This is a genomic window from Novosphingobium sp. MMS21-SN21R (assembly GCF_031846015.1).
In the GTDB taxonomy this organism is placed as follows: domain Bacteria; phylum Pseudomonadota; class Alphaproteobacteria; order Sphingomonadales; family Sphingomonadaceae; genus Novosphingobium.
Genome location: NZ_JAVRDU010000001.1, coordinates 1,383,286 through 1,406,648, shown reverse-complemented (window position 1 = coordinate 1,406,648; position 23,363 = coordinate 1,383,286). Strand labels below are relative to the sequence as shown.

Annotated in this window: 10 protein-coding genes; all 10 read right to left on the bottom strand. The window is 63.6% G+C overall.

The features are described from left to right. Nucleotides 1–29 precede the first annotated feature (29 nt). Complete coding sequence (locus RM192_RS06830; protein ID WP_311506795.1) at nt 30–1,466, bottom strand: aldehyde dehydrogenase family protein; 1,437 nt, start codon at nt 1,464–1,466, stop codon at nt 30–32. 107 nt (nt 1,467–1,573) lie between these two features. Then, complete coding sequence (locus tag RM192_RS06825; protein ID WP_311506794.1) at nt 1,574–3,250, bottom strand: acetolactate synthase large subunit; 1,677 nt, start codon at nt 3,248–3,250, stop codon at nt 1,574–1,576. Between the two features lie 163 nt (nt 3,251–3,413). Then, nucleotides 3,414–4,352, bottom strand: a complete 939-nt coding sequence (locus RM192_RS06820) for a D-2-hydroxyacid dehydrogenase (RefSeq protein ID WP_311506793.1) — start codon at nt 4,350–4,352, stop codon at nt 3,414–3,416. A gap of 63 nt (nt 4,353–4,415) precedes the next feature. Continuing rightward, entirely contained in the window at nt 4,416–5,894 is a 1,479-nt protein-coding gene (cysS, locus tag RM192_RS06815; protein ID WP_311506792.1) for a cysteine--tRNA ligase, read from the bottom strand. 42 nt (nt 5,895–5,936) lie between these two features. Continuing rightward, nucleotides 5,937–14,483: a hypothetical protein gene (locus RM192_RS06810; RefSeq protein ID WP_311506791.1), complete on the bottom strand. Its 8,547-nt coding sequence runs from the start codon at nt 14,481–14,483 to the stop codon at nt 5,937–5,939. Nucleotides 14,484–14,497: 14 nt separating this feature from the next. After that, complete coding sequence (locus RM192_RS06805) at nt 14,498–16,342, bottom strand: ShlB/FhaC/HecB family hemolysin secretion/activation protein (RefSeq protein ID WP_311506790.1); 1,845 nt, start codon at nt 16,340–16,342, stop codon at nt 14,498–14,500. A 153-nt stretch (nt 16,343–16,495) separates the two neighbouring features. Continuing rightward, the gene (locus RM192_RS06800; RefSeq protein WP_311506789.1) at nt 16,496–17,278 is read right to left on the bottom strand and encodes a hypothetical protein; all 783 of its coding nucleotides are present in this window, start codon (nt 17,276–17,278) and stop codon (nt 16,496–16,498) included. Beyond that, entirely contained in the window at nt 17,271–17,996 is a 726-nt protein-coding gene (locus RM192_RS06795; protein ID WP_311506788.1) for a hypothetical protein, read from the bottom strand. Before RM192_RS06795 ends, RM192_RS06800 begins: the two co-directional genes overlap by 8 nt. Before the next feature lie 31 nt (nt 17,997–18,027). Next, a complete protein-coding gene (locus tag RM192_RS06790) occupies nt 18,028–20,079 on the bottom strand; it encodes an adenylate/guanylate cyclase domain-containing protein (RefSeq protein ID WP_311506787.1) in 2,052 nt (683 codons plus the stop codon). A 3-nt stretch (nt 20,080–20,082) separates the two neighbouring features. Beyond that, nucleotides 20,083–23,226, bottom strand: a complete 3,144-nt coding sequence (locus RM192_RS06785; RefSeq protein WP_311506786.1) for a CHAT domain-containing tetratricopeptide repeat protein — start codon at nt 23,224–23,226, stop codon at nt 20,083–20,085. Nucleotides 23,227–23,363: the final 137 nt, after the last annotated feature.

The window sequence follows — 23,363 nt, the reverse complement described above, 5'->3', positions numbered from 1 at the left end:
CGACAGATTTCCGCACGCTTCCGCCCCCTTTACTGGCGGCGGATCACCAGGTTGCGGATTTCCGACATGTCTTCCATCGCAAAACGCACGCCTTCGCGGCCAAGGCCCGAATCCTTGACCCCGCCATAAGGCATGTTGTCCACGCGGTAGGAGGAGACGTCGTTGACGACGATCCCGCCGACATCGAGCTTGTCCCACGCCTCCATGACCTTATGCAGATCGGACGTGAACAGGCCCGCCTGAAGGCCGAACTTGCTGTCGTTGACCTCTTCCAGGGCAGCGTCCCAGTCGGTGAACTTCGACAGGATCACCACCGGCCCGAACGCTTCCTCGGTGTAGACGTCCATATCGCGCGAGCAGCCTTCGAGCAGCGTGGCTTCAAGCATGTTGCCCTCGCACCCGCCGCCCGCAAGCAGCGCCGCGCCGCCTGACACGGCCGAATCGATCCATGACTTGAGCCGCTGCGCTTCCTTGGCCGAGATCATCGGGCCGATGAAAGTTTCGCGCTTCTTGGGGTCACCCGAAACGAGCGTCCGCACTTTCGCCGCCAGCATGTCGCGGAACTGGTCGTAGATGTCGGCATGGATGATCACGCGCTGGACGTGGATGCACGACTGGCCGGACTGGTAATAGCCGCCGAAGATGATCCGGGCGAGCGCGTGTTCGAGATCAGCGTCCTTGTCGACGACCACAGCCGCATTGCCGCCGAGTTCGAGCACGACCTTCTTCTTGCCCGCCTTGGCCTTGAGGTCCCAACCCACGCCCGGCGAGCCGGTGAACGACAGCAGCTTCAATCGCTCGTCGGTGGTAAACAGGTCGGCGCCTGCGCGGCTGGCAGGCAGGATAGAGAACGCGCCTTCTGGAAGAACGTCACATTCGGCGAGCACCTCACCCATGATGATCGCACCGAGTGGGGTCATCGATGCAGGTTTCATCACGAACGGACAGCCGATTGCGATGGCCGGCGCGATCTTGTGCGCGGCCAGGTTCAGCGGAAAGTTGAACGGCGAAATGAAGCTGCACGGCCCGATGGGCACACGCTTCCACATCCCCATGTAGCCCTTGGCGCGCGGGGAAATGTCGAGCGGCTGGACTTCGCCGTAGTTGCGCGTAGCCTCCTCGGCGGCGATGCGGAAGGTGTCGATCAGACGCCCGACCTCACCTTCGGAATCGGCGATGGGTTTGCCCGCCTCGATGCACAGCGCATAGGCGAGCTCATCCTTGCGCTCGGTGAAGCGACCGACGCAGTGGTCGAGCACGTCGCGCTTCTCGTAACTTGCCAGCCGCGCCATCGGCTCTGCCGCGCGCACCGCCCCGGCAATCGCTTCGTCGATAACATCAGGCGTGGCCAGCGCAGTGCGGAACGCAACCTCGCCGGTGAACTTGTCGGTCACCTCAAGATCGGCGTTGGGCTGCACCGCCTTGTTGTTGAGGTAGAGCGGGTATACGTCTTTGAGCTTGATCATGGGACTCTCCCCCCTCCCGTTTGCGTGAGGGGCCGGGTGTGGGTCTTGAGGGAGGACCAGACAGGCCCTCCCCTAACCCCTCCCGCAGGCGGGAGGGGGGGCAGGACCTAAAGCGCTTTCGACAGTTCCTTGATGTCCTTGTTCAGGATCTGATCGTTCTCCGAATAATCCACCGGGCAATCGATCAGGTGGACGCCCGGCGTCGAATTGCAATGCGCCAACAGTTCCTTGAGGTGCGCAGCGCTCTCCACGCGGTAACCATTGGCGCCATAAGCCTCGGCGTATTTGACGAAATCGGGGTTGCCATAGGTCAGCCCGAAATCCTCGAAGCCCATGTTCGCCTGCTTCCAGCGGATCATACCGTAGGAGCTGTCGTTGAGGATCAGCACCGTGAGGTTCAGACCGAGACGAACCGCGGTTTCCATCTCCTGACTGTTCATCATGAACCCGCCATCCCCGCAGATCGCCATGACTTTCCGGTCAGGATAGAGCATCGCGCTCATCATTGCCGACGGCAGCCCCGCGCCCATCGTGGCGAGCGCATTATCGAGCAGCACCGTGTTCGGCTGATACGCGGCATACCCGCGCGCGAACCAGATCTTGTAGACGCCGTTGTCGAGGCAGATGATCGCGTCCTCGGGCAAGGCGTCGCGAATCTGCTGGACCAGATGCGGCGGGAAGATCGGGAAGCGCGCATCGGCGGCCAGCGGCGCGGTGTGCGCAACTTCGGCGGCGCGATACGCGAGCATGTGATCGAAGTTCCACGCCGGATTCGGCGTGATCGCTTCTTTCATCTGCCAGATCGCGTTGGCGATATCGCCGATCACTTCGATGCTGGGGAAATAGACCGGATCGACTTCTGCGGTCTTGGTCGAGACGTGGATGACCGGCGTACCGCCTTCGCGCATGAAGAAGGGCGGCTTCTCGATCACGTCATGGCCGACATTGACGATCAGGTCAGCATCCTCGACCGCGCGGTGGACAAAGTCACCTGCGGACAGCGCGGCGCAGCCCAGAAATTTGGGGTGCCGCTCGTCAATCACGCCCTTGCCAAGCTGGGTTGTCAGGAACGGAATGCCCGTCTTCTCGACGAATTCTGCGAGCATCTTGCCGGTCAGCTTGCGGTTTGCGCCCGCGCCGATGACCAACACCGGAGCCTTGGCGTTCTGCAGCGCCTCGACCGCCTGCGCGACCGACTTGGCATCGGCATTGGGACGCCGGACGAGGCTACGCTTCAGCGGCGTCGATTCGGTATGCTCGTCGGCAATGTCCTCGGGCAGTTCGATGTGCGTAGCGCCGGGCTTTTCCTCTTCTGCCAGGCGATAGGCCTCGCGCACGCGGCTGGGGATGTTGTCCGACGACTGCATCTGATGCGTGAATTTGGTGATCGGTGCCATCATCGAGACGACGTCGAGAATCTGGAAGCGGCCTTGCTTGGACTTCTTGATCGGCTTCTGGCCGGTAATCATCATCATCGGCATCCCGCCGAGCGTTGCATAGGCCGCAGCCGTCACGAAATTCGTCGCCCCCGGCCCCAATGTCGCAATGCACACGCCGGTCTTGCCGGTGTGGCGACCGTAGGTCGCAGCCATGAAGCCTGCGCCCTGTTCATGGCGGGTGAGGATCAGCTTGATCTTGGTGGAGCGTGACAGCGAATCGAGAAAATCGAGATTCTCTTCACCGGGAACGCCGAAGATGTATTCGCAGCCTTCTTCTTCAAGGCATTCGATGAACAGGTCGGAAGCCTTTTTGCCGCCGCTTGCGTGATTTGCGCTGTCAGCCATTGTTCGTCGCTCCATCGTGGAGGCGCGCGAAGTGCAGCGCCTCTCTCCCCAACTCGGATGCGACCCCCGGGATGAATGTGCCTCGCGCGCCGTATTCGGCCACGCAGAACGTCCCCTTGGAGCAAGGCCTAACAAACCGCGCGCGCAGAGTCACCCCGCGCGTTCAGTAGCCGAGAGAAAGGTCGACTTGCGGCTCCAGAGGTTCACCGCGATGGAACCTGCCCAGGTTCTGCAGGAACCGCGCTGCCGAGCGTTGGAACATCTGCGTCTGCGCGCGGCCCGACAAGTGCATCGAGATGTGCGCGTTCGGCAGGCTCCACAGCGGATGGCCCGAAGGAAGCGGTTCGGGCGTCGTCACATCGAGGAAAGCCTGCCCCGGCCGCCCTGCCTTGAGCGCCATGACCAGCGCATCCTGATCGACAACCGTGCCGCGCGCTACGTTGATCAGCGTCGCTCCCGGCTTCATCGCTGCCAGTTCAGCCGCGCCGATCATATGTTCGGTCTCGGGCGTTGCGGGCACGGCCAGGATCACCCAGTCGAACGTGCCAAGCTGCGCGCGCCATTCGTCCGGGCCGAGCGCCCCTTCCCCGCTCGAGCGCCGGACCTTGACCACCTCGACGCCAAATCCCGCGAGCCGTTGTTCGACATTCTTGCCGATCGCGCCGTAGCCAAGGATCAGCGCGCGACTGCCCAGCAGCTCTACCTTGCCCGGCGAATCCATCAGCCATTCGTGGCGGTCCTGCGCCCGCACGACCTCGCGGTAGCCCTTCGCCACCGTCAGCATCGCCATCAGGACATATTCGGCAATAGTGATCGCATTGATGCCGACCCCGTTAGTCAGAATCACCCCGCGCTCGCGCAGCAGATCGAGCGGCATGGCTTCGACGCCAGCATAGATCGAATTGAGCCACCTGAGCCGGGTCGCAAGGCGGACCGCGTCGGCCATCGGCGCCTTGTCGTTCAGGTCGAACCAGCCAATTTCCGCTTGCGGCGCAAGGTCGAGCAATTCCTCGACCGAGCGAAAGAAGCGCGGCTCGATCCAGTCTGGCAGACGAGCCTCGACCAGCGGTGCCGCCAGGGCATTCATCACGAGGACGGTCATATTCCGGCTTGCTCCCGAGGCTTCACGAGCAGCCTAACGCCAACATTGCAAAATGAAACCCGCTCAGGCCAGCTTCCATTCCCAGCCGAGCGGATCGCCGTCCATCACATCGACGCCCTTGGCGGTGAGTTCGTCGCGCAGCGCGTCCGAGCGGGCGAAGTCCTTGGCCGCGCGGGCTTCCTTGCGGCGGGCGAGGATGGCTTCAATTTCAGCTTCGGTAGTTTCGACGCCCTTGGGACGGATGCGCAGATCGGCGCGGGACAGATGTCGCAATCCCAAGCCAAGCGTCTCGTCCATCTCCAAGACAGCGACGACACGTTCGCCGCGGTTCTGCTTCTTGAGGGCGACGATCTCTTCCATGCAGGTCAGAGCGACGGCGGTGTTGAGGTCGTCTGAAATTGCATTGTCGAATCTGACAAAAGGTTCCTTCCACCATTCGGACTGACCCGGTCTTGGTTCGCTCGCGTTCGCGTTTAACTCTTCAACCGCCATCACCAGTCGCTTCAACCGCGTCAGAGCTGCCGCCAGCCCGTCCCACGAGAACTCCAGCTCCGACCGGTAGTGCGCCTGCAGGCACATCATGCGGTAGGCGAGCGGGTGGTAGCCTTTGTCGATCAGCAGTTGCAGGCGCAAGAATTCACCGCTCGACTTGCTCATCTTGCCCGAGCGTTCGACAAGGAAGTTGTTGTGCATCCAGATCTTCGCGCCGGAGTTAGCTGGAAGATCAAGGCCATTGGTGCAGCAGAACGCCTGGTTCTGCGCGATCTCGTTGGGGTGATGAATCTCGCGGTGGTCGATGCCGCCGGTGTGGATGTCGAACGGGAAGCCCAGCACTTCGCCCGACATGACCGAGCATTCGAGATGCCAGCCCGGCGCGCCCGGCCCCCACGGCGAATCCCACTCCATCTGGCGCTTCTCGCCCGGCGGCGTCTTGCGCCAGATCGCGAAGTCGGCCGCATTGCGCTTGCCTTCGACGGCTTCGATCCGGCCTTCCCCGTCATCGGTATGGGCGCGCGCCAGACGGCCATAATCGGCCACGGTCGAAACGTCGAAATAGAGGCCACTGTCCAGTTCGTAGCAGTGCTTGTCGGCTATGGATTTCGCAAATTCTATCATCTGCGGAACATAGTCCGTAGCCACTGTCCACCGCGCGGGCTGGCGGATGTTCAGCGCGCACACATCGGCCCAGTAGGCCTGCTTGTAGTGCTCGGCGATGTCCCAGATCGAGCGCGCCTCGGCACGGGCCATCTTCTCCATCTTGTCTTCGCCCGCATCGGCATCGTCGGTAAGGTGGCCAACGTCGGTGATGTTGATGACGTGAGAAAGCTTGTAGCCCTTGAAGCTCAGCGTCCGGCCCAGCACGTCGGCGAAGACATAGGCGCGCATGTTGCCGATATGCGGGTAATTATAGACTGTCGGCCCGCACGAATAGACCCGTGCCTCGCCCGCATGAACCGGCTCAAACGCCTCCAGCTGGCGGGTCAGACTGTTGAACAGCTTGAGCGAGGTGACAGGCGAAAAGGGCGCAGGTGCGTTTGACATGGCCCTGCCAATGCCCCGCGCCTGCGCGTCCGGTCAAGCCTGCTATTCCTTCGTGTCGTCCTCATCCCCCAGCAGGTCGTCATTGCCGGTGCCGGTCACCGGCTCGTCGATCAGCGGTTCGAACCCTGCTGGCGCAATCCGGTTCAATTGGATCAGCGACGTCTTCACGAAGCTGTCGGCAACCTGCAGCGCACTATCGGCGGGGTTGGCACCAAGCACTTCGGCGATCACGTCCCGGGTCTCGATCGTCTCAACCACCGGCGGCTCTGGCGGAGGCGGCGGAGGCGGAGGCGGCGGCGGAGGCGGAGGCGGAGGCGGCGGCGGAGGCGGTGGCGGTGGCGGTGGCGGTGGCGGCGGCGGTGGCGGCGGTGGTGGCGGTGGCGGTGGCGGTGGTGGTGGTGGTGGCGGCGGGGCCTGGCACGCGCTTACATTGGCAATCACGCAGCCATTCATCGACGAAAGACTGGTCGAAGTCTCGTTGAAGGCGGTCAGGGCGATAGCGTCTATCCCGGTCGCGCCTTTCACGGTTCCATTGATCACGATGTCGAGCACCCCGCCATCGCGGCTGTTGATCGCGAGGCTGTCCGCCACGAGGCCGCGACGGTCATCGAACGCGGTGCCAGTCGCGGTGTTCTGGATATAGATTTCGCGGTCAGAGCGAAGCTCGATTGCCCCGGCCTCGATCAATGTGCGGCCTGAAGCAACGCCATCGTTTTGCGAAAGGCGTTCGGTGATCAGCGCCGTGTCGGTCAGGTTCGCGATGTCTTGCAGCGCCTTACGGGAAACCATGGCGATGCCGCGTCCCGAAATGAACAGCGTTCCAGCGCGCGTCTGGCCATCGCTGAGGCGCACCGATCCGGTTGCAGCGTCAAGGTACACCCCCTGCCCGCCACTTATGGTAAGCAACTTCCCCGCTGCGCCGCTCATCGAAACCGCGCCGAGCAATGACACCAGTTCGCCAGATGCCAGCGTCAACCCGCCCTGACTGCCGACCTGGCCCGCAATCGTGCCGGATTGCCCCATCACGGAGAGATCGCCCAACAGCATGGCGGCAGACCCGCTGACCGAAAGGTTTCCGCCAGAGCGGACCCGCGCGAATTCGGCATTGCCTAGGCCATAACCGCTGACCGCCGACGGAATGTTGTCGCCAACTCGCGTCGGGCCTGTGCCGGTGTTGACCAGTGCTATCGATGTGGTCCGCGCAGCATCGCCCAGTTGCGCATTTGCGCCGATGACGATGTCTCGCGACGACAGGTCAATCGTCCGGCCAATGGTTTGGCCATTGAGCCGGATCGTGCCACCGGCATTGGCTGTGAAGCCGTTGCCTGCATCGGCGGCACCACTAAGCGCAATGTCGCCAGCAGCGTCGATCACGATATTGCTGCCAGCGCCTAGCGACCCGCCAAGAACGCTGTCGGCCCTGATATTCACCGAATTGCCAGTGACAGCATCGAAGCTCACGTCCGCCGCGTCCACCGTCAGCGCCCGTCCTGCCGTGGCGGTGCCGAGCGTCGCCGGTCCCGCGATGGTCAAGGCGAGGTTGCCCGTAGAGGCTAGCACTGGTGCGACGAGGCTGGCAGCCGCAATCGCCATATCGCTACCCGACCGGGCTGAGGCGAGGGTGGCGTTGCCGGTCGCAGTGACGGTCAGCGTGGTGCCCGCGTCCACAGTGCCGCCAGTGATCGTCGCCCCGACAAGGCTGACGGCCTTGGCTGCGGAGATGGCATCGAACGTCAGCAATATGGGATCGATCGTAACCGATCCGGCAGTCGAAGCGACAGTGCCAAGCGCTGCCGTATTGACGACCGTCAGGTTCAGGTCGCCGCCCGAACGCAGCTCCGTGGCCGAAAGATCGTCGGAGGTGATGGCAAGCGTGCCGGCCGCACGCGCGGACGAGCCGCTGACCGACCTTGCTGTCATTACCAGATCACCGCCGACATCGATCGCGCCAAAGCCGATCACGCGGGCCGACAACGTCAGATCGTCAACATCCGCCGTGCTCTCGATGTCGAGGGTATTGCCCGCAGTCAGCACCGCAGCGTGACCGCCAAGGTCGAGCAAGCCGAGCGCAATGTCCGTCGCCGCATCGATGCGGCTGTCTGCCCCAAGAGTCAGCGCGCCAACGCGCAGAGCGCCGGGTGCGTTGAACGTGCCCTCGGCGGTGCCACCAACTGCGGCTGCCGTCGTTAGCTCGCGGGCAGCTGTGATCGAATCGGCGTCGATGTCCCCTCCGAACGTCAGTCCGACATCGCTCAGGGTTGCTTCGACGTTGCCCGTGCCGGTCAGACCTCCCGTGCCTGAAAGCACCACGGTGCCGCCCTTGACCACCGAACCGCCGAGCAAGGCCACATCGCCCTGCAACGACCGTACCCTGACATCGCCCGTCGCAACCAATGCACCGGGCACTTCCGGTGCGCCCACGGTCACCGACTGCGCTGCGTTGATCAGGATACTCTGCCCCGAAACGTCACCGGTCACCCGCACGTCCAGCGGACGCGTCACTTGTCCGATTGCGACAAGCCCGGCCACATCGATGCTGCCAATGCAGATCGCGCCTTCGAGGCAGTCCGGCTCGAGCCGTCCGCCATCATTCAGGCGCGTATCGCCCACTGCCAGCAGCCGCGTTACGTCCACTTGCAGCGATGCGCCACTGAACGAGGCCTGCCTTGCATCGACCGCCGCACCGAGCAGGCTGATGCCCCCTGTGTTGGCCGCCACCGTTGTCCCGCTACCGAATGACAGCGTGGCAATATCGGCGGGATCAAGCGTGTAGTTCACTTGCAGACCGCCTGCATGGAACAGCACAGTCTGGGGATCGAACCCATCGTCGAGGTTGGCAGCGAGGCGGTCGTTCGCGCCGACGGCAATGTCGTTCCCGCTCAGGAAGCGCATCGCTCCGCCTGCGTCCAACTGGTTGCCGTCAGTGACCGCGATGCCACCGCCGCTGGTAAAGCGCATGTTTGACGAGGCTGTGAAACGGCCCCCGCCTTCCACCTCACCAAGCGTGAGCGTTGCCGGGAAGTAGAACGTCGATCCATCTACGACCGCTCCCGCTTCGACCGAGACATCGGCGCCGGTAGCATTTCGCACAGTGACGTCCCCGGCGCCGCGCACCTGGACATTGCCATTCGAGAAGTAGCCGCTACGGCTCTCACCGGTGATGTTGCCACCCGCATAGACATCGACCGAGCCCAGTCCCGCTATGAATGCAGGGCCCGCCAGATTGACGTTCTGGTTGGCATCGGCAAACAGATTGCCGCTGGCATGGACCGGAGCGCAGGTCGTGTCAGGACAGGAAACGCTTCCGATATCGATTGAACCGAAGGTCCTGAGTTCAATCGATGTGGCATCGAGTTGGCCTCCATCGGTGCCTGTAATGCTGATCGCGCTGTCGCTCGAAACTTCGGCCAGATTGCCGACGACGACACTGCCCGCACCGCTTGTTGCAATCGAGACTGGCCCGGCGGCAAGGAGAATCATGTCTGTGTCGATCTCAATCGGCCCAGTGACCACGTTGATCGTGATGCCCGACCCCTCGACCGCGCTGCCCGTACCGTCGACTGACAGACCGGCAAAGCGCAACGCCCCGGTCGGCAGTGAACTTGCTGAGGACAGCGAAACGAAGCCTGCCACGCCGGGGAAGGCGAACGAAGGAAACGCGATCTCGCTGGTCACCGTGACCGATGCGTTGCCGGTGACAATGCTTCCGCCATTGCCCGATTCGTCATCGGCCGAGGCAAACGCGACGTCACCGCCGAATGGCACGGCGTAGCTCCGCTCACCCTGAACGCCTGGCCCACCGGCACCACTGCCCGGTCCGGCAACATCAAGTTCGACGTTCGTAAGGCCCCGCGCGACAATATCGAGATTGCCCAGTGTCAACGCACCGCCCGTAGCCGAAAGGCTCACGGTTCCGCCTACGCCGGGCGCAGAAGTGCCGGTATCGCCCCCATTGCCGCCCACACCGTCCGGTGCCGTGTTGTTGCCTCCAAAACCGCCCCGGCCGCCAAAACCGCCGCTGCCCGATGCCGTAATAGCGGTTGTTCCGCCGGCCAGGATATTGACGTTGCCCAAGGTAGTGGCCGCAATTACCACTGAACCACCGTCCGCCTGACCGCCGGTTCCGCCGATGCCGCCATTGCCGCCGGTCGTGTTCCGACCCGCCGCACCCCGGCCGCCACGACCGCCGAATGCATTCGCGGTAAAAGCTACAGAACCGTTTGCCGCTGCGATGGACAATGCACCACTGTCGTCTGCCCGGACCAGAATATCGCCGCCAGACGCCCCGCCGCCTGCGCTGCCCGCTGCGCCCGTGCCGGTTCCGAAATCGTAACCGGTGCCGTCCACACCGTCACCGCCATAGCCAAGCGCATTGACGGTGAGCGAGGACACGCCGAGTCTGGATCCCTCGCCTGTAGCCACAAGGCTGATCGATCCACCTGCACCGGCCCCGCCAGCACCGCCGACGGAAGCTTTGAACGGACCGCTCGAATCGGTGTCGAAAAGACCCCCGCCTGCCCCGCCCCTGCCGATCGCGTCGAACGCGGTAAAACCGAACGAAACCTGGCCACCAGTTTCGGCCAGGCCAGAGATCGCGCCGCCCCGGCCTGCGCCGCCAGCACCGCCGCTGCCGGTTGACGAACCTTCGTTGGCGTCTGCATTACCCGCCAGTCCGCCGTTACCACCGGTTCCGCCAACTGCGATGAGGGTCGTGCCGGAGGTGCTCGCCACGGTCAGGGAGCCAAGATCCGATGCGGTGAATGACATTGCGCCACCGCTGCCGCTGCCGCCAGCGCCGCCGTCTCCGGCTACGTCCAGTTGCAAATTGCCGTTGCCGCCATCTCCGCCCACGCCGCCAATCCCGCGCGCTGACAGGGAATAGTCACTCAACGCAAGCGAAGTGCCATCACCCTCGGCGCGGACCAGCAAGGTGCCGCCGGTGCCATTGCCGCCGCCGGCACCATCAGCATCGTTGTTAGAGCCGCTGCCTGCTCCGCCCGTGCCGTTCGCCGAAATCACGGCTGCAACAAGATCGGCAGTCCCGCCTGTTGCCAGCACGGTCACAGTGCCGCCCGTTCCGTTGCCGCCTGCGCCGCCTCTGGCCGCAATTTCGCCAGCGCGCCCGGTGCCATTTGCACTGATTTGCAACAGCCGGGTATCGTCATGCGAGTTCAGACGGTCAAACGATGCTCCGGTCTCGAACGAAGCGCTGCCGCCCGTGCCGCTACCACCCACACCGCCGGACTGCGGGATTGCCGTTGGCGTATAGGCGGCGTTGCCCGAAAGCCCGCCGAGCCCTGAGGCATCGATATGGATATCCGCTGCATCGAATGTCCCCGAGAGGAAACGTATGCCTGCCGAGCCACCGGTGCCATTGCCTCCGGCTCCTGAAGTCCCCGCCACGCCGCTGAAAGGCCGGGAATATCCGCCGGCGCCGCCTTCCCCCAATGCATTGATCGAAATTGCCAGCGGCAAGCTGGTGCCGCCAGCACCTTCGACCCGGCCGCCATCGATGGTGAGCAGCGCCGTGCCGCCTGTCCCTGCCCCGCCTGCTCCGGCAATGCCGCCCGGCACCGTGCTGAAACCGCCGTTGCCGAAGTAGCTGACGTTGCCGTTGCCGAAGTCGACCGACTGGTTGCCATTGGCCTGGATGGTGATGCCATCGGTCAGCAACGTGCCGCCGGTGATGCTGGCCGTGGCAGAACCACCCCTGCCTGCACCGCCCTGGCCGCCGACGATGCCGAGGCTCGAACTGTCGCGGGCGCCATCACCGCCTGTACCGGACGCCGTGATATCCACGGAGCCGATCGTGACGTTGCCGCCGGAAATCGCCAAGGTAGCGGAGCCGGCAATGCCTGCCCCGCCCTTTCCTGGGGCCCGCCCCGCCACATTGAAGGAATTGCCGCCTTCACCAGCGGCAGAAAGCGACAGGGTGTCAGCCGTAAACGTTCCGCCGCCCACGCTGAACGACGTCGCCCCGCCAACGCCGTCGGCCCCATCGCCCGCCTGCGCTTCAAAGCCGTTGCGCGCGCCTTCACCGGGCGATCCTCCCTGACCGATATTACCGATACTGGAGAACGTGACCGAAAAGCTTGAATCGGCACCGGACTGACTGAACGAAACATCCCCGCCCGTACCCGTTCCGGTGCGGCCGGAACTGCGCCGCCCTGCAATACCGGTCGACTGCATAGAGAAATCGTACGTCGAAAGTGTGCTGCCTGCGAGAGTGAGCGAGACATCGCCAGCGCTCCCGCTGCCGCCGTTGGCACCGCTCCCGCCAAGCGCCTCGCTTTCCAGCGTCACGGCGAAATCGGCGACCAGAGCCGAACCGTTGACTGCCGAGAACGAAACGTTGCCGCTGAGCGAATTGACTCCATCAGCAAAGCTTCGCGCAGAAGATGTTGCCTCCAACAGGTCGGTATGGAGCGAGCTGGCCTCGAGGCTTATCTCGATATTGCTCGACCGCTGCGTGAAGGCCGCACCGGAACTGTCGGAAGACAACGAGACGGCCGAGCCGTACGTTTCCAGCTTAGTGCCGTTGGCGAGCGTGAGCGAGATCGTATTGGCCGCAGCAAGATCACCATAGGCCGAGCTGTTGAGATCAATGTAACCAGTGCTGTCGGAAGTTGCGCTGTCCACTTTATCATACGACAGCGAGACATCGCCGAGGCTGACCGCCCCGCCATTGACCGCGCTCGCATAATTGGCCCCGCTGAGAAAGCCCGTTTGCCAAGTGCCCGCACTGTTGGCGAAAGCAATCGAGACGCTGCCGGCGCTCGCAGCTTGCGGCAGTGCGTTAAGACCTTCGTTTGTGCTGGCATTCGAATAAGCCGCGATGCCCGGGGCCACGTCGAACGCCCCGCCATCCACGCCCAGCGATACGTTCCCTGATGCAGAATCGCCGCCGGAAACCGGCGTTTGCGAGGAGGTGAAATACCCGGTTTCCGCCTGCGAAAACACTGTCAGGCCATCGAACGCCGCGCTGCGGTTGGACGTGCTGCCCCCCGGCTGGACAATCGAAAGACTGACATTGCCCGATGTGGCATCGCCCGAAGTCAGTTCGCCAACGCCCGAAATCGCCGCCGACCGCAATGTCGTCGCCCCGGCCGTAATGCTGCTGTCGTTGACAGTCAGGCTGACGTTACCCGAAATGGCGTCGTCGCCGCTGCTGCCAGCCTGCAGGACATCGCCATTGTCCGGGTCCGTCTTGATCGCCCCTTCCGCCACAGACTCGAGGGTCAGATCACCGCCGATCACTACGGAACTGCCACCGACAGCGCTGAGCGTGATGTTGCCGCTGCGAGCGCCATTCGACGAGAGAACGCCAAGCCCCTGAGCGGCGGTAAGGGTATGCCCGTTGTCGACAGCAATGCCGACGTTGCCGCGCGCGTAGAGGTTGGCCGTGCCGTTGAAGGTCACGTCCGACGCAGTTGCATCGACCGTGATTCCGTCGCTTGCGGCAACGACAAGCGCGTTGCCCGTGGTCAGGTCCGACATGGCGACCGAGCCATTTTGCCCGACCACATCGGTAGAGGCGAAGTTGCCGCTGCGCAGAGTATAGCCTGCCGAAAGGATGATCGACCCGTCGCTTTCACTCTGGGCCGTGTTGGCCGCAGTATAGCCAAGCGATCCGGAGACGACCGCCGTCATCGCCTGATTCTTGGGCACCGCGACGATGTGAATGCGGTGATTTGGATCGTTTGCCGTGCCCGCAGGACCCGTCGTCGTGCCGGTGTGCGAAACGCCGACCGTATCGTCCGATCCGCTGTCGACAATGATGTCGAACAGCCCGTTGTTGATCGTCAGCGTCGCCGCTTCGGCCCCGACATAGGCCACCGAGCCGTTGACCATTACGGTCCCGCCTTGCGCGACTTTCGGCGCAACCAGCGCAACATAACTGCTGGCGGCAAGGTTCGCGTTGATCTGCGCCCCGGATGCGATCGATACCGAAGATGCGGGATCGCCTGCCTTCCCAAAACGGATCTCGCCTTTGTCGCCCAGTAGGCGCGAGACCGTATCACTCGAAGGATCGACGGTGATCGGCAACGAGGTGAGCACCAGACTGCCGACGTTGAACACGCCGGTCGCGCCGACGACCCAGCCACCGGGATTGTAGAACCAGACCTTGCCCGCACTTTCCGACTGGACCGTGCCCGAGATCGACAGCGGCCCGCCAAAGCTGGACGAGGTCACGCGATTGAGCACCGTGAAGGGCTGGCCATCGCGCGTGAACTGCAGCGTCGAGCCTTGGGGCAGGAAGTCGCCCGTGGCACTGCTCGAGGTCCAGTCCAGCAGCGCTTCCGGCGCGGATACGAAGACCGTGTCCGTCTTGCTGACGGCATCGCGGCTGACCGTTTCGATGCCAAACTGGATCGTTGGAGTGCCGATCACCGCCTGTGCACGCACAGCGGCAGGACAGATCGCCAGCAACAGCGCCGCAGCACTTGCAGAAACGCCAGCGAGCAATCGTCCGAGCCGCGACTTGCGCCGCTCTTCCGGATAGAACGCGGTGCGCGGCTTGGCTGGCACGCGCAGCCAGGCCTGCGTGGCGATCACACGGCCATCGCGAACCATGACTTGTTTCGGCATCGTAGCCTCCGCCATCACAGCCTCCACGGAAGGAGCTGGAACGAGAGATTGAGCATGAACCGGGCCTTGCCCTTGACGTTCAGCCCCAGCGGATCGTGGAGCGGCACCGCCACCCCGGCATCGAGCCGCACCGCATCGTGGATCGAGGCCCGCAGCCCCCCACCGACCGAGACGAGCTTCTGCGGATTGAGCCCCGCATAGGCACGGTCGTGGTTCCAAACCCATGCCGCATCGGCAAAGGCATAAGGCTGGATGGCATTGCCGCCCGCAACCTTGGGAAAGAGCGAGCCCACCCGCACTTCGCCGCGCAGGCCAATCCCGCTGTCACCGATCACCGCGCCAGGATCATAGCCCCGCCCTATAGTGTAGTTGCCGCCCGAAAACTCCTCATAGGACAGCAGGCTGTCGGGCGAATACTGCGCGCGCGGCTGCAGACTGAAGGTCAGCCCCCGCACCGGACGGTAGTCGAACACTCCGGCAGCCTTGATCAAGAACCCTTTGGCCGTGCCCTCAATCCGGCTCGGCGTGACCTTGCCCGCGCCGATGCAGGTGATCGCCAGCGCGCCGCGGCACCCTCTGGTCGCGCCGAACACATCCAGCCCTTGGCGGACCTCGGTCGTCATGCCCCATGCCCAGTGCGGTTCGAACGGGGTAAATCCGTCGCGCCCGGTCAGGCTGCGCTTCGCAATTCCGTTCGATTCCACACGCGCATAGACCACACGCAGACGGTCACGGTTCAGAGCGATCTTGCCGAAATCGAGATCCTGGTTGGCAATCTGCCCGCCCAGCGCAACCGACAGGTTGTAGGCCTGCGAGCGCACCACGGGATAGGTGCCCTCCAATGACGCAGACAGGGTGCGCGAATGGAAGTCCGAAGTCGCGCCGGTCACGGTCGGATTGGTCCAGCCATAAGTGAAGTCGCCGTGGAGCATAAAGCCCTCGCCGCCGATCCGCATGTCATGGCCGATCTGCAGAACCTTCTGTTCCTCAAGATCGGTCGTGGCAAAGAAGCTCGCGGTGGTGGCGTCTCCCATCCCGGTCAAGCCGTTGAGCTGGACCCGCGCAATACCGCTGTAGCGCCCCGCACTGCTCGATCCGTAGTTCTGGAGCCCAAGTTCGGCATAGACCGGCACGCGCCGCACAGAGACTTCGCCGACCACTTCGCCCGGCGATCCTTCGAGCGGGCGCAACGCAAGCCGTACGTCCAGCCCCGGCACGTCTTTGGCGAGAAGCAGATAGCGCTCCGCCGTTCGGGTATTGAACACAGGCTCTTGCGTCAGCTTGCTCAGATACTTCAACAGGATTCCCTCGGACGCGCCGGGATCCCCCTTGATCTGGACCCGCTTGAGATGCGCAAGCATCACGTCGAGCCGTATCGCGCCGCCCTCGATCTTCTGCGGCGGCACCTGCACGGCCGCAAGATACCCTGCCTGGCGCAGCGCCGTTGCCGCGCGATCACGGATTTCGCAGATGACCGAGACCGGCTGATCGGTCCCGACGAAACCGGCATAGCTGGCGGTCAGATCGAAGCCCGGAAGATCCTGCATGCCCGCGAAGGTGACGGAAACCAGCTTCAGACGAATGCCAGCGAAATCTGGTGCCGCGAGCGGGCACGGCGCGCGCTCCACCTCGTCGGTATCGATTGAAACCGGCCCGCCGCGATTGAGCGTTGCCTCGGCCACACCGCGTTCGATTTCTTCGCGCGTTGGCTGCTGGACGGCGGGAGGAACTACCGCCTGCGCCAGCGCGCTCCCACTCCACAGGCATGCGGATATTGCGAAAACGACCGAACTCAACCGACCGCCAAGCGAGCCCGTACGTTTACGCCACCGGATGTCCCGGATTGGAACACGAAACATCGCCCGCAAACGGGGACGCACGGAATCGTGACCGGCCATTCGAATCAAGTCTCCACCAAGTGCGACCTTGGTTGTTGTTTTACTTAGGCTTATAAACGCCTAATTTTACGAGGATTTTCGGAAGAGTAACCCAATGGTCAACCTCTCTCGTCCTCATGGCTGCAAGGGGGCAGCATCCTCTTCTTCAAGCGTAGCTGCAAGCCAGTCGAACTGCGCCCGGCACCCGTTGTCCAGAAGCAGTGTCCCAAGCGCCGCAGCATCGGCGGGAACCGCTTCAGGCTCGATCATCACGATCTGGAATTCAGCGCCCTTGTCAGGCGCCGCCTCGTCATAAATGCGGTAGGTCCGTCCTTCTTGCGGCGCGAGCATCGTCTTCGGCCAGGCAATCCCCACCGTTTTGGGCGGCCATTGCATGCGCACCATCTCGCCGCCTGCAACTTCGGTCAGCCAGGTAAAGCTGCGCTTTGCCGAGGCACCGCGCCACAGATAGAGATCGCTCCCACGCGGCACACAGACGTTGCCGCCCTCATCGGTATCGGCCAGCCAAATGCTGACAGGCAGGACATTCTCGCCCGAACTGTCACCAGCGCCGCGCACGGCCCCTGCCCGCACCGAGGCAGGATTGCTAAGCGACCTTGCCATCAGAGCCGCTGCGCTGCGATCACGATTGACCGCGCCATCGAGCGAGAACGTACCCGCTCCGCGCAGGATCCGCGTCCCGGCCTTGTCAAGCACGGTTACCACGTCCCCCGCCTTCAATGTGACTGAGGCATTGGCAGGAAGGCGCTTCCCCTTGGGATAGGCCACGGCCGACGGTCCGGTCGAGCGGACGACAACTGCCTGCGCCAGCGCGTTTGCAGAAAAACTCAGGCCGAAAGCCACGGCAGCACACGCAAAGGTGCGCTTCATCGAGCGAGATGTCGTCACCTCAGCCACCTGCCTTTTCCGCAACTGCAAGGCTTGCAAGCAGATCGAGTTGCGCCGTGCACCCCTTGTCCGCCATGGCTGCAGCCACGTCCACCTCATCCGCGGGAACGCTGCCCATCAGCATCGTCCGGATCTTTACCGGCGCGCCAACCGCATTGCTGAAGGTATAGGTTTGCCCGTCCACCACCGGCACACTGGCCGAGGGCCAGACCTTGAGTGCATTGCCAGCCCGCCAGACGACTTCAGCCATGCTGCCGTCCTGAGAAAGCAGCTTGCCCGTGCCTTCCTCGGTGCGCGCCGGGCGCCACATCACGAGCGTTGCCGCATCGGCCACGCAATAGGTCCCGCCTTTGCTCACATCGATATACCAGACGTTTTCCGGCCCGCTCGGGGCGGCCTCGACCGGCCCCATCGGCGCACCGCGAACTGCCCCGGTGCGAGTTCTTGCGCCGCCGCCACGGGCCATCATCGCCGCCAAGGCGGTGCCGCCCGTCGCCGCATCGCGGTTGATCGATCCGCTGAGTGTGTACGTGCCCGGCCCGGACAACACCCGCGTGCCCGCCTTGTCCAGCACGGTCAGCCGGTCGCCAGCCTTGAGCACCACCGCTGCATCGGCGGGAAGCTTCCTACCTTGCGGATAGGTTGCCGACGACGGCCCGGTCGAGCGGACGACCACCGACTGCGCCAGCGCGCTGCCAGCCAGGGCCAGCCCGGCAATGGCCGCCACTCCGGCGCAAAAGGACCGCAAAGTCCTGCCATCAACCAAGTACATAACTCTCTCCCTTGTGCGTCTGCCGCAATCTCTGGATCAGGTTCATCATTGCAGGATCATCCTGCGCCGATTCGAGGATCGTGTCTGTGAGGGCGTTCACACGTTCTGCTTCACCGGCTGAATGCGCGCTTACCGCCTCTTCTGCCAGTTTGCGCCGGCTTTCGTCGATCTGCGGCACCGGCTCGAACACATCGACCGGCGTGCGCCGCCCGCGCAAAGTCACCGTTCCCATTGGCCTGAACCAGTCGAGGCCCGAGCGTTCGGCTGCTTCACGGCTGACCAGCACCGTCGTATCCAGCGTCTTGTTGGCGCCCTCGAGCCGCGCGGCGGTGTTCATGGCATCGCCAAGTGCAGTGTACTGGATGCGCCCCTCGCCACCAAAGTTGCCTACAACCGCTTCGCCGAAATGGACTCCGACGCGCGTGCGGCCAATCTTCGGCACGTCGTCCGCCACCGATTTGCGGAAGTCCTCGCCCGCCATGTACATCGCATGGGCCGCCCGGACCGCACGCTCGCCATCGTCGGGATAGGCAATCGGGGCGCCCCAGAAGGCGACTACGGCATCGCCCACGAACTTGTCGAGCGTGCCGCCATATTCGAGCACCACCGCACTCAGCCGGTCGAGATACTCGTTGAGCAGGCGCGCGATCACTTCCGGCTCGACCGCATGGGTCAGCTTGGTAAAGCCCTCCAGATCGCTGAACAGACAAAAGATTTCGCGCTTTTCACCGTGGAGCGACAGCCGCTCGGGGTAGCGCATGATCTCGGCTGCGACCGAGCGCGGCAGGTACTTGCCCAAAGCGCCTTGGGCAAATTCTCGTTGCGCTGCATTGATCGCGCGAAGGCTCGAACTGATGGCCGTGAACGCCACCAGCCATCCGATCAGCCAGCCCGTCGCAGGAAGATCGAGTGTATCGTAACCGGCGCGTTCCACCAGGAAAGGCACCGTCACGAACAGCGCGAATTGCGCAACAACGGCCAGCGCGAGCACCCATGTCCGCGTCTGCACCAGCGCGGTCGCTGCGCCAAGCGCCACGGCCAATATGGCAGCCAACACCTTGATCGCAGTGGCGGGCGGGGCCTTCCACGCCTTGTCGAGCAGTTGCGCCAGCATCGAGGCGTGAACTTCGACACCGATCATCCGCGTCTCGCCGGACACTGGATTACCTGTGCGCGTGAACGGCGTGTCGAACTGGTCAAAGTCCGAAAAGTCGCCGCCGATCAGGATATAACGCCCCCTGACCGCTTCTGCGACCAGCGGTGCCGTCTCAGGATCGGCGAGCAAGTCTATGGGAATCTTGTCGAATACCGGTCGGTCTGTTGCCGTCGGCACGCGGTAGCGGATCGGTCCGGTGTAGTGCGCGAAGCGAGCGTCAGCGTCACTGCTGCCATTGGTCAGCGCCAGCGACAATAGCGGCGGCAGGCCGGCATATTGGCGCGGCCAGCGCCGGGCAACGCCATCTGCATCGGTTTCAAGCAGAATGCTGGCGGGCTTGACCACCCCGGTCTGCGCGCTCGCCATGAAAGTCCGCAGGTCCTGCTCTTGCTCGTAAGTAATCGCCTCGGGGTTGGTGCGATTATCGGCGAAAGCGAGGTAAACCGGCGTACGCATAGCCTTGAGCGAAGCGCGCAAGGCATCATCGTCCTCTTGGGGGCTATCGAACAACACGTCGATGCCAACGCCCTTGGCGCCCAGCAAGTCGATCTGCGCCAATGCCCTGGCCAGGATTGTCCGGTCCACCGGTGATATCTGACCGGTCGCGCGGTTCGTGTCGGCCGTGTAGACCACCAGCGTAACTCGCTTATCGGTGTCGGTCGGCGGCGCAAAGTTGGCGGCGCGAATGTCGTAAAGCGCAGCTTCCGCATCGCGCAGCAGCGGCAAGCGCCAAGAGTTGAACGCGAAGTACAGCGCGAGCGCCAGCAGGATTGCGGCGACGGCCACCCTTTGCCAGCCCAGTTGCGCAAGACTGCGCCGGGCCGTCCGGCCCACGTCACGCGCGTCTGCCTGTTCCTGTCTGGCGCGCCTGTTTTGCGGCATCGCTCAGTTCCCCCTCAAGACCTGTCCCGGTGTTGCCATAGCGACCCGCGCGTCCGGTGCAACCAGCGGCCTCGCACCATCGCCGATCACCGCGAAACCCGCCCAATAATAGGGGTGCGATGTATCGGCATCCGCCATCAATGCCTGCTGCGCCTTGAGCAGCGCCGCGCCCGCAGGCGTTCCCGCAGGCGCTTCGAACAAGCCATTGATCAGTCGGGCTGTCGCGTCGAAATCGTCAGGCGCCGGCCAGTGACTGGCGAGGACCGAGCGGCTGCCGGCACCGATGAAGGCCCGAACAAGCCCCTCCAGCGCCGAACCACCGCCGCTGACGATACCCGCCGCCCGCGTCGCCGAGACGTCAGCCTGCCCTGCCGTGTCGCAGGCCGAGAGGATGACCATGTCAGCGTCGAGCTTCAGATCGAAGATCTCGGCAAAACTGAGCAAACCATCCGAGCCGGACGGCCCGAAGGACGTAACAAGGGCTGGTCTGGCCGGGCAGGCTGGCTGCGGCGGCGTCACCAGACCATGTGTTGCAAAATGCAAAATCCGGAAATTATTGAGGTCTGGCCGTGACTTGATTGCGGTATCGGAGAAACCGGCGCCAACCATGAGGTCGGTGCCCTGCGATCCAAGCAATTGCCGCGCCTTGACCAGCTCGGCGTCGGGAATCGGCCGATTCCAGGTGGCGAGTGGCCAGCTGCAGTCAGCCATGCTCCCGCCGTCGGTACCGCGCACTTTGGAGACGCCCAGTGCCGCTGCCGATGAGACGGCCAGATTGCGCCCAAGCCCCAGGTAGGCTTCCCGCGCGTGGGAGCCTGGCTGTTTGCGCGCATCCATGAATGAACGGGCAGAAACCGCTGTGGACACGATCTTGTCCTTGGCCAGCCAGCCCACCCCGCGCAGGTCGAACGGATCGCCTGCTGCGCTTTCAGCTTGCGACTTGTAGGCTTTTGCCGAAGTTTCGTCGGCGACGAGCACATTGACCGGCAGGCTGAGCATTGCCCCGTCTGGCTCGAAAACAAGGTGATGCGCGGCGGCAATTTCCTTTGCCACCGGCGCAAAAAGAGCATTGTAGAGTCCGAACGCGTCGCCTGCCGCAAAGGCGCTTGTCACATACTGCCGCCCGTCAAAACGCGAGATCGAGTCCCGGATCGCCTGGACCGAAGCGGCCAGTTCCGTCGCAGACATCGGCACGCGGTAGCCGACCGCCTTGTCCTTGCTGGCAAAGTACACGAACACATCCGGCCCCAGCACCGCCATCTTCGCGTAGACCTCACCCGGAAGGAGCCCGTCCTGCAGCTCCTTTTGGCCAATAGCCTTCTGCGAAACAACGCGGTAGCGAGCATAGTTCGCAAGTTCTATGACAGTTGCCTGCTCCTGCTTTTCCAGATCCCTGACGCGGGCCGCCGCCTCTGCGATCTCGTCGCTGCGCGCGGCAGCATCGTCAAGTCGCTGCAGGGCGGCGTAGGTCATGCGCGCCCGCTCGATTGCGCGAGTCAGACTGGTTGATTGCCGGAAAAGCCTTGCTGCATCGTCACTTCCAGCTGAAAGTTCGCGTGAAAGCATAGCTTGCGTTTCAGCTACGCCGGGACGCACCAGCACCTGACTTGCGGTGAAGAAGGCCTCTGCGGCGGACGCATCGCCACCTGCCATTTGGCTGCTAAGCAGATCGAACCACGGTGCCATCTGCCGCGACAACCCTGACAGACCATTCTCACGCTCTGCCGAGCGGGCCACGACATCGCGGTAGATCGGTGCGGCCTCAGCAGAGCGTCCGTGCCGCATCAGGTAGGCCGCCAGTCGCGCCTGCGTGGCCGCCATGCTTCGGGTTTCGGGATATTGAACGCTGACGATTTCAACGGCCGAACGCAGCAGAGCTTCGGCACTGGCCTGTCGGTCCTGTTCTTCTGCTATTGTCGAGAGTTCGGTCAGGATCTGCGCGCGCATCCGCACGATGGAGACCACGCGCCCGTTGCGCACCGCCAGCGCGCGAGTCTGCGCCTGCTCCAGCGCAGCCTGGGCTTCCCCGCGATTACCTAGCAGACGCAGCGCAGTGCCGCGCAACTGCAAGGTTTGCGCGTCGAGGATCGTCGCCCGTTCATCGTCAGTGAGGCGCAGATCGTCGACCAACCCCATGGACCCGGCGGTCACATCGGAGGCATTGATGCGCCGGGCCACCGATGGGGTTAGTTCCAGTGTGTCCCTGAGCGTTTCGGACCCATTCGCAGACGTCTGCCGCAATGGCAGGCCCAAGCGCTCCAGCGCTTTGGCGTGCTGCTCCTGATTAAGCAGGTGGATCGCCTCATAGTTCCGGCGTAAACGCTCGACCACACCGCTTCCCGCAGGCAAGGCACCTGCTTGCGCAAACAACAGATCGGCATCAGTGAACTGGCCGAGGTTCGAGCGCTGCAAACCAGCGTTGACGAGAAACTCCACCCGGTCGATCGGCACATCACCGGTCGAGGCCTGACGCTGGTCGAGCGTTTCGAAATAGGCCGCCGCCTCTGCATATTCGCCGGAGTTGTTGCGCCGGTAGCCTTCAGCCAGTGCTGTTGAAGGATCGAGAGTCAGCGCCTGGATACGCGCATAGGCCTCGGTATCGCCAACCGAAGAGGTGGCCACCTCGATCGGCTCATCCAGCAGGCGGTCGGCGTAGATCGAACGTAATGCTAGATCGAGCGCACCGTGATATGCTGTAAAACCCTCAACAACATAAGTTGTTTTTCCACGACTTAAGCTGACAACTTCATACCCGAGCTGAGGATCAATCCAGCGGCAGTCCTGTCGCATCCGACCCGCAACCGAGGCCTTGACGGCGCTATCGCACCGAACCGTACCGCTGCGCCTATCCGCCAGACGGGCCAGCACGTCATCTGCCGTCCCTTGGCGCAAGGCAAAAACATGGCCCACGGGCAGTGCCGAATCCCGGCAGACGATCGCCCAAGTCCGGTCCATCGGCATGCGGTTTGCAGGATCGACCACCCGCGACTGCATCTGGCACAGCGCCTTGCTGCCGCCGGAACCCAGCGGGAAGCTGTCGCGGAGCAGTAACGATCCACTTTGCGCCGAGGCAGGCGAACACCCCAGCGCCATTGCCGCAACCCCTGCCGCAAGGGCCGGCCAGTATCCTGCTCCACGCATCCGCATTGTGCGCTCCTCAAGCCGGCGCAAATGCCCCGACTTTTGCCACGTCTAACTTGCGATGCCCGATGAGTCTTATGCTGTTACGCACAGCATAGGCGCATTGCCGCGCCCATGCCAATCGCGATGTGCCTGGCGGCCTG

Bases quoted from the DNA above. Each gene is read 5' to 3' on its own strand.
- RM192_RS06830 (WP_311506795.1), bottom strand. From the start codon at position 1,466: ATGATCAAGCTCAAAGACGTATACCCGCTCTACCTCAACAACAAGGCG.
- RM192_RS06825 (WP_311506794.1), bottom strand. From the start codon at position 3,250: ATGGCTGACAGCGCAAATCACGCAAGCGGCGGCAAAAAGGCTTCCGAC.
- RM192_RS06820 (WP_311506793.1), bottom strand. From the start codon at position 4,352: ATGACCGTCCTCGTGATGAATGCCCTGGCGGCACCGCTGGTCGAGGCT.
- cysS (WP_311506792.1), bottom strand. From the start codon at position 5,894: ATGTCAAACGCACCTGCGCCCTTTTCGCCTGTCACCTCGCTCAAGCTG.
- RM192_RS06810 (WP_311506791.1), bottom strand. From the start codon at position 14,483: ATGCCGAAACAAGTCATGGTTCGCGATGGCCGTGTGATCGCCACGCAG.
- RM192_RS06805 (WP_311506790.1), bottom strand. From the start codon at position 16,342: ATGTTTCGTGTTCCAATCCGGGACATCCGGTGGCGTAAACGTACGGGC.
- RM192_RS06790 (WP_311506787.1), bottom strand. From the start codon at position 20,079: ATGCCGCAAAACAGGCGCGCCAGACAGGAACAGGCAGACGCGCGTGAC.
- RM192_RS06785 (WP_311506786.1), bottom strand. From the start codon at position 23,226: ATGCGGATGCGTGGAGCAGGATACTGGCCGGCCCTTGCGGCAGGGGTT.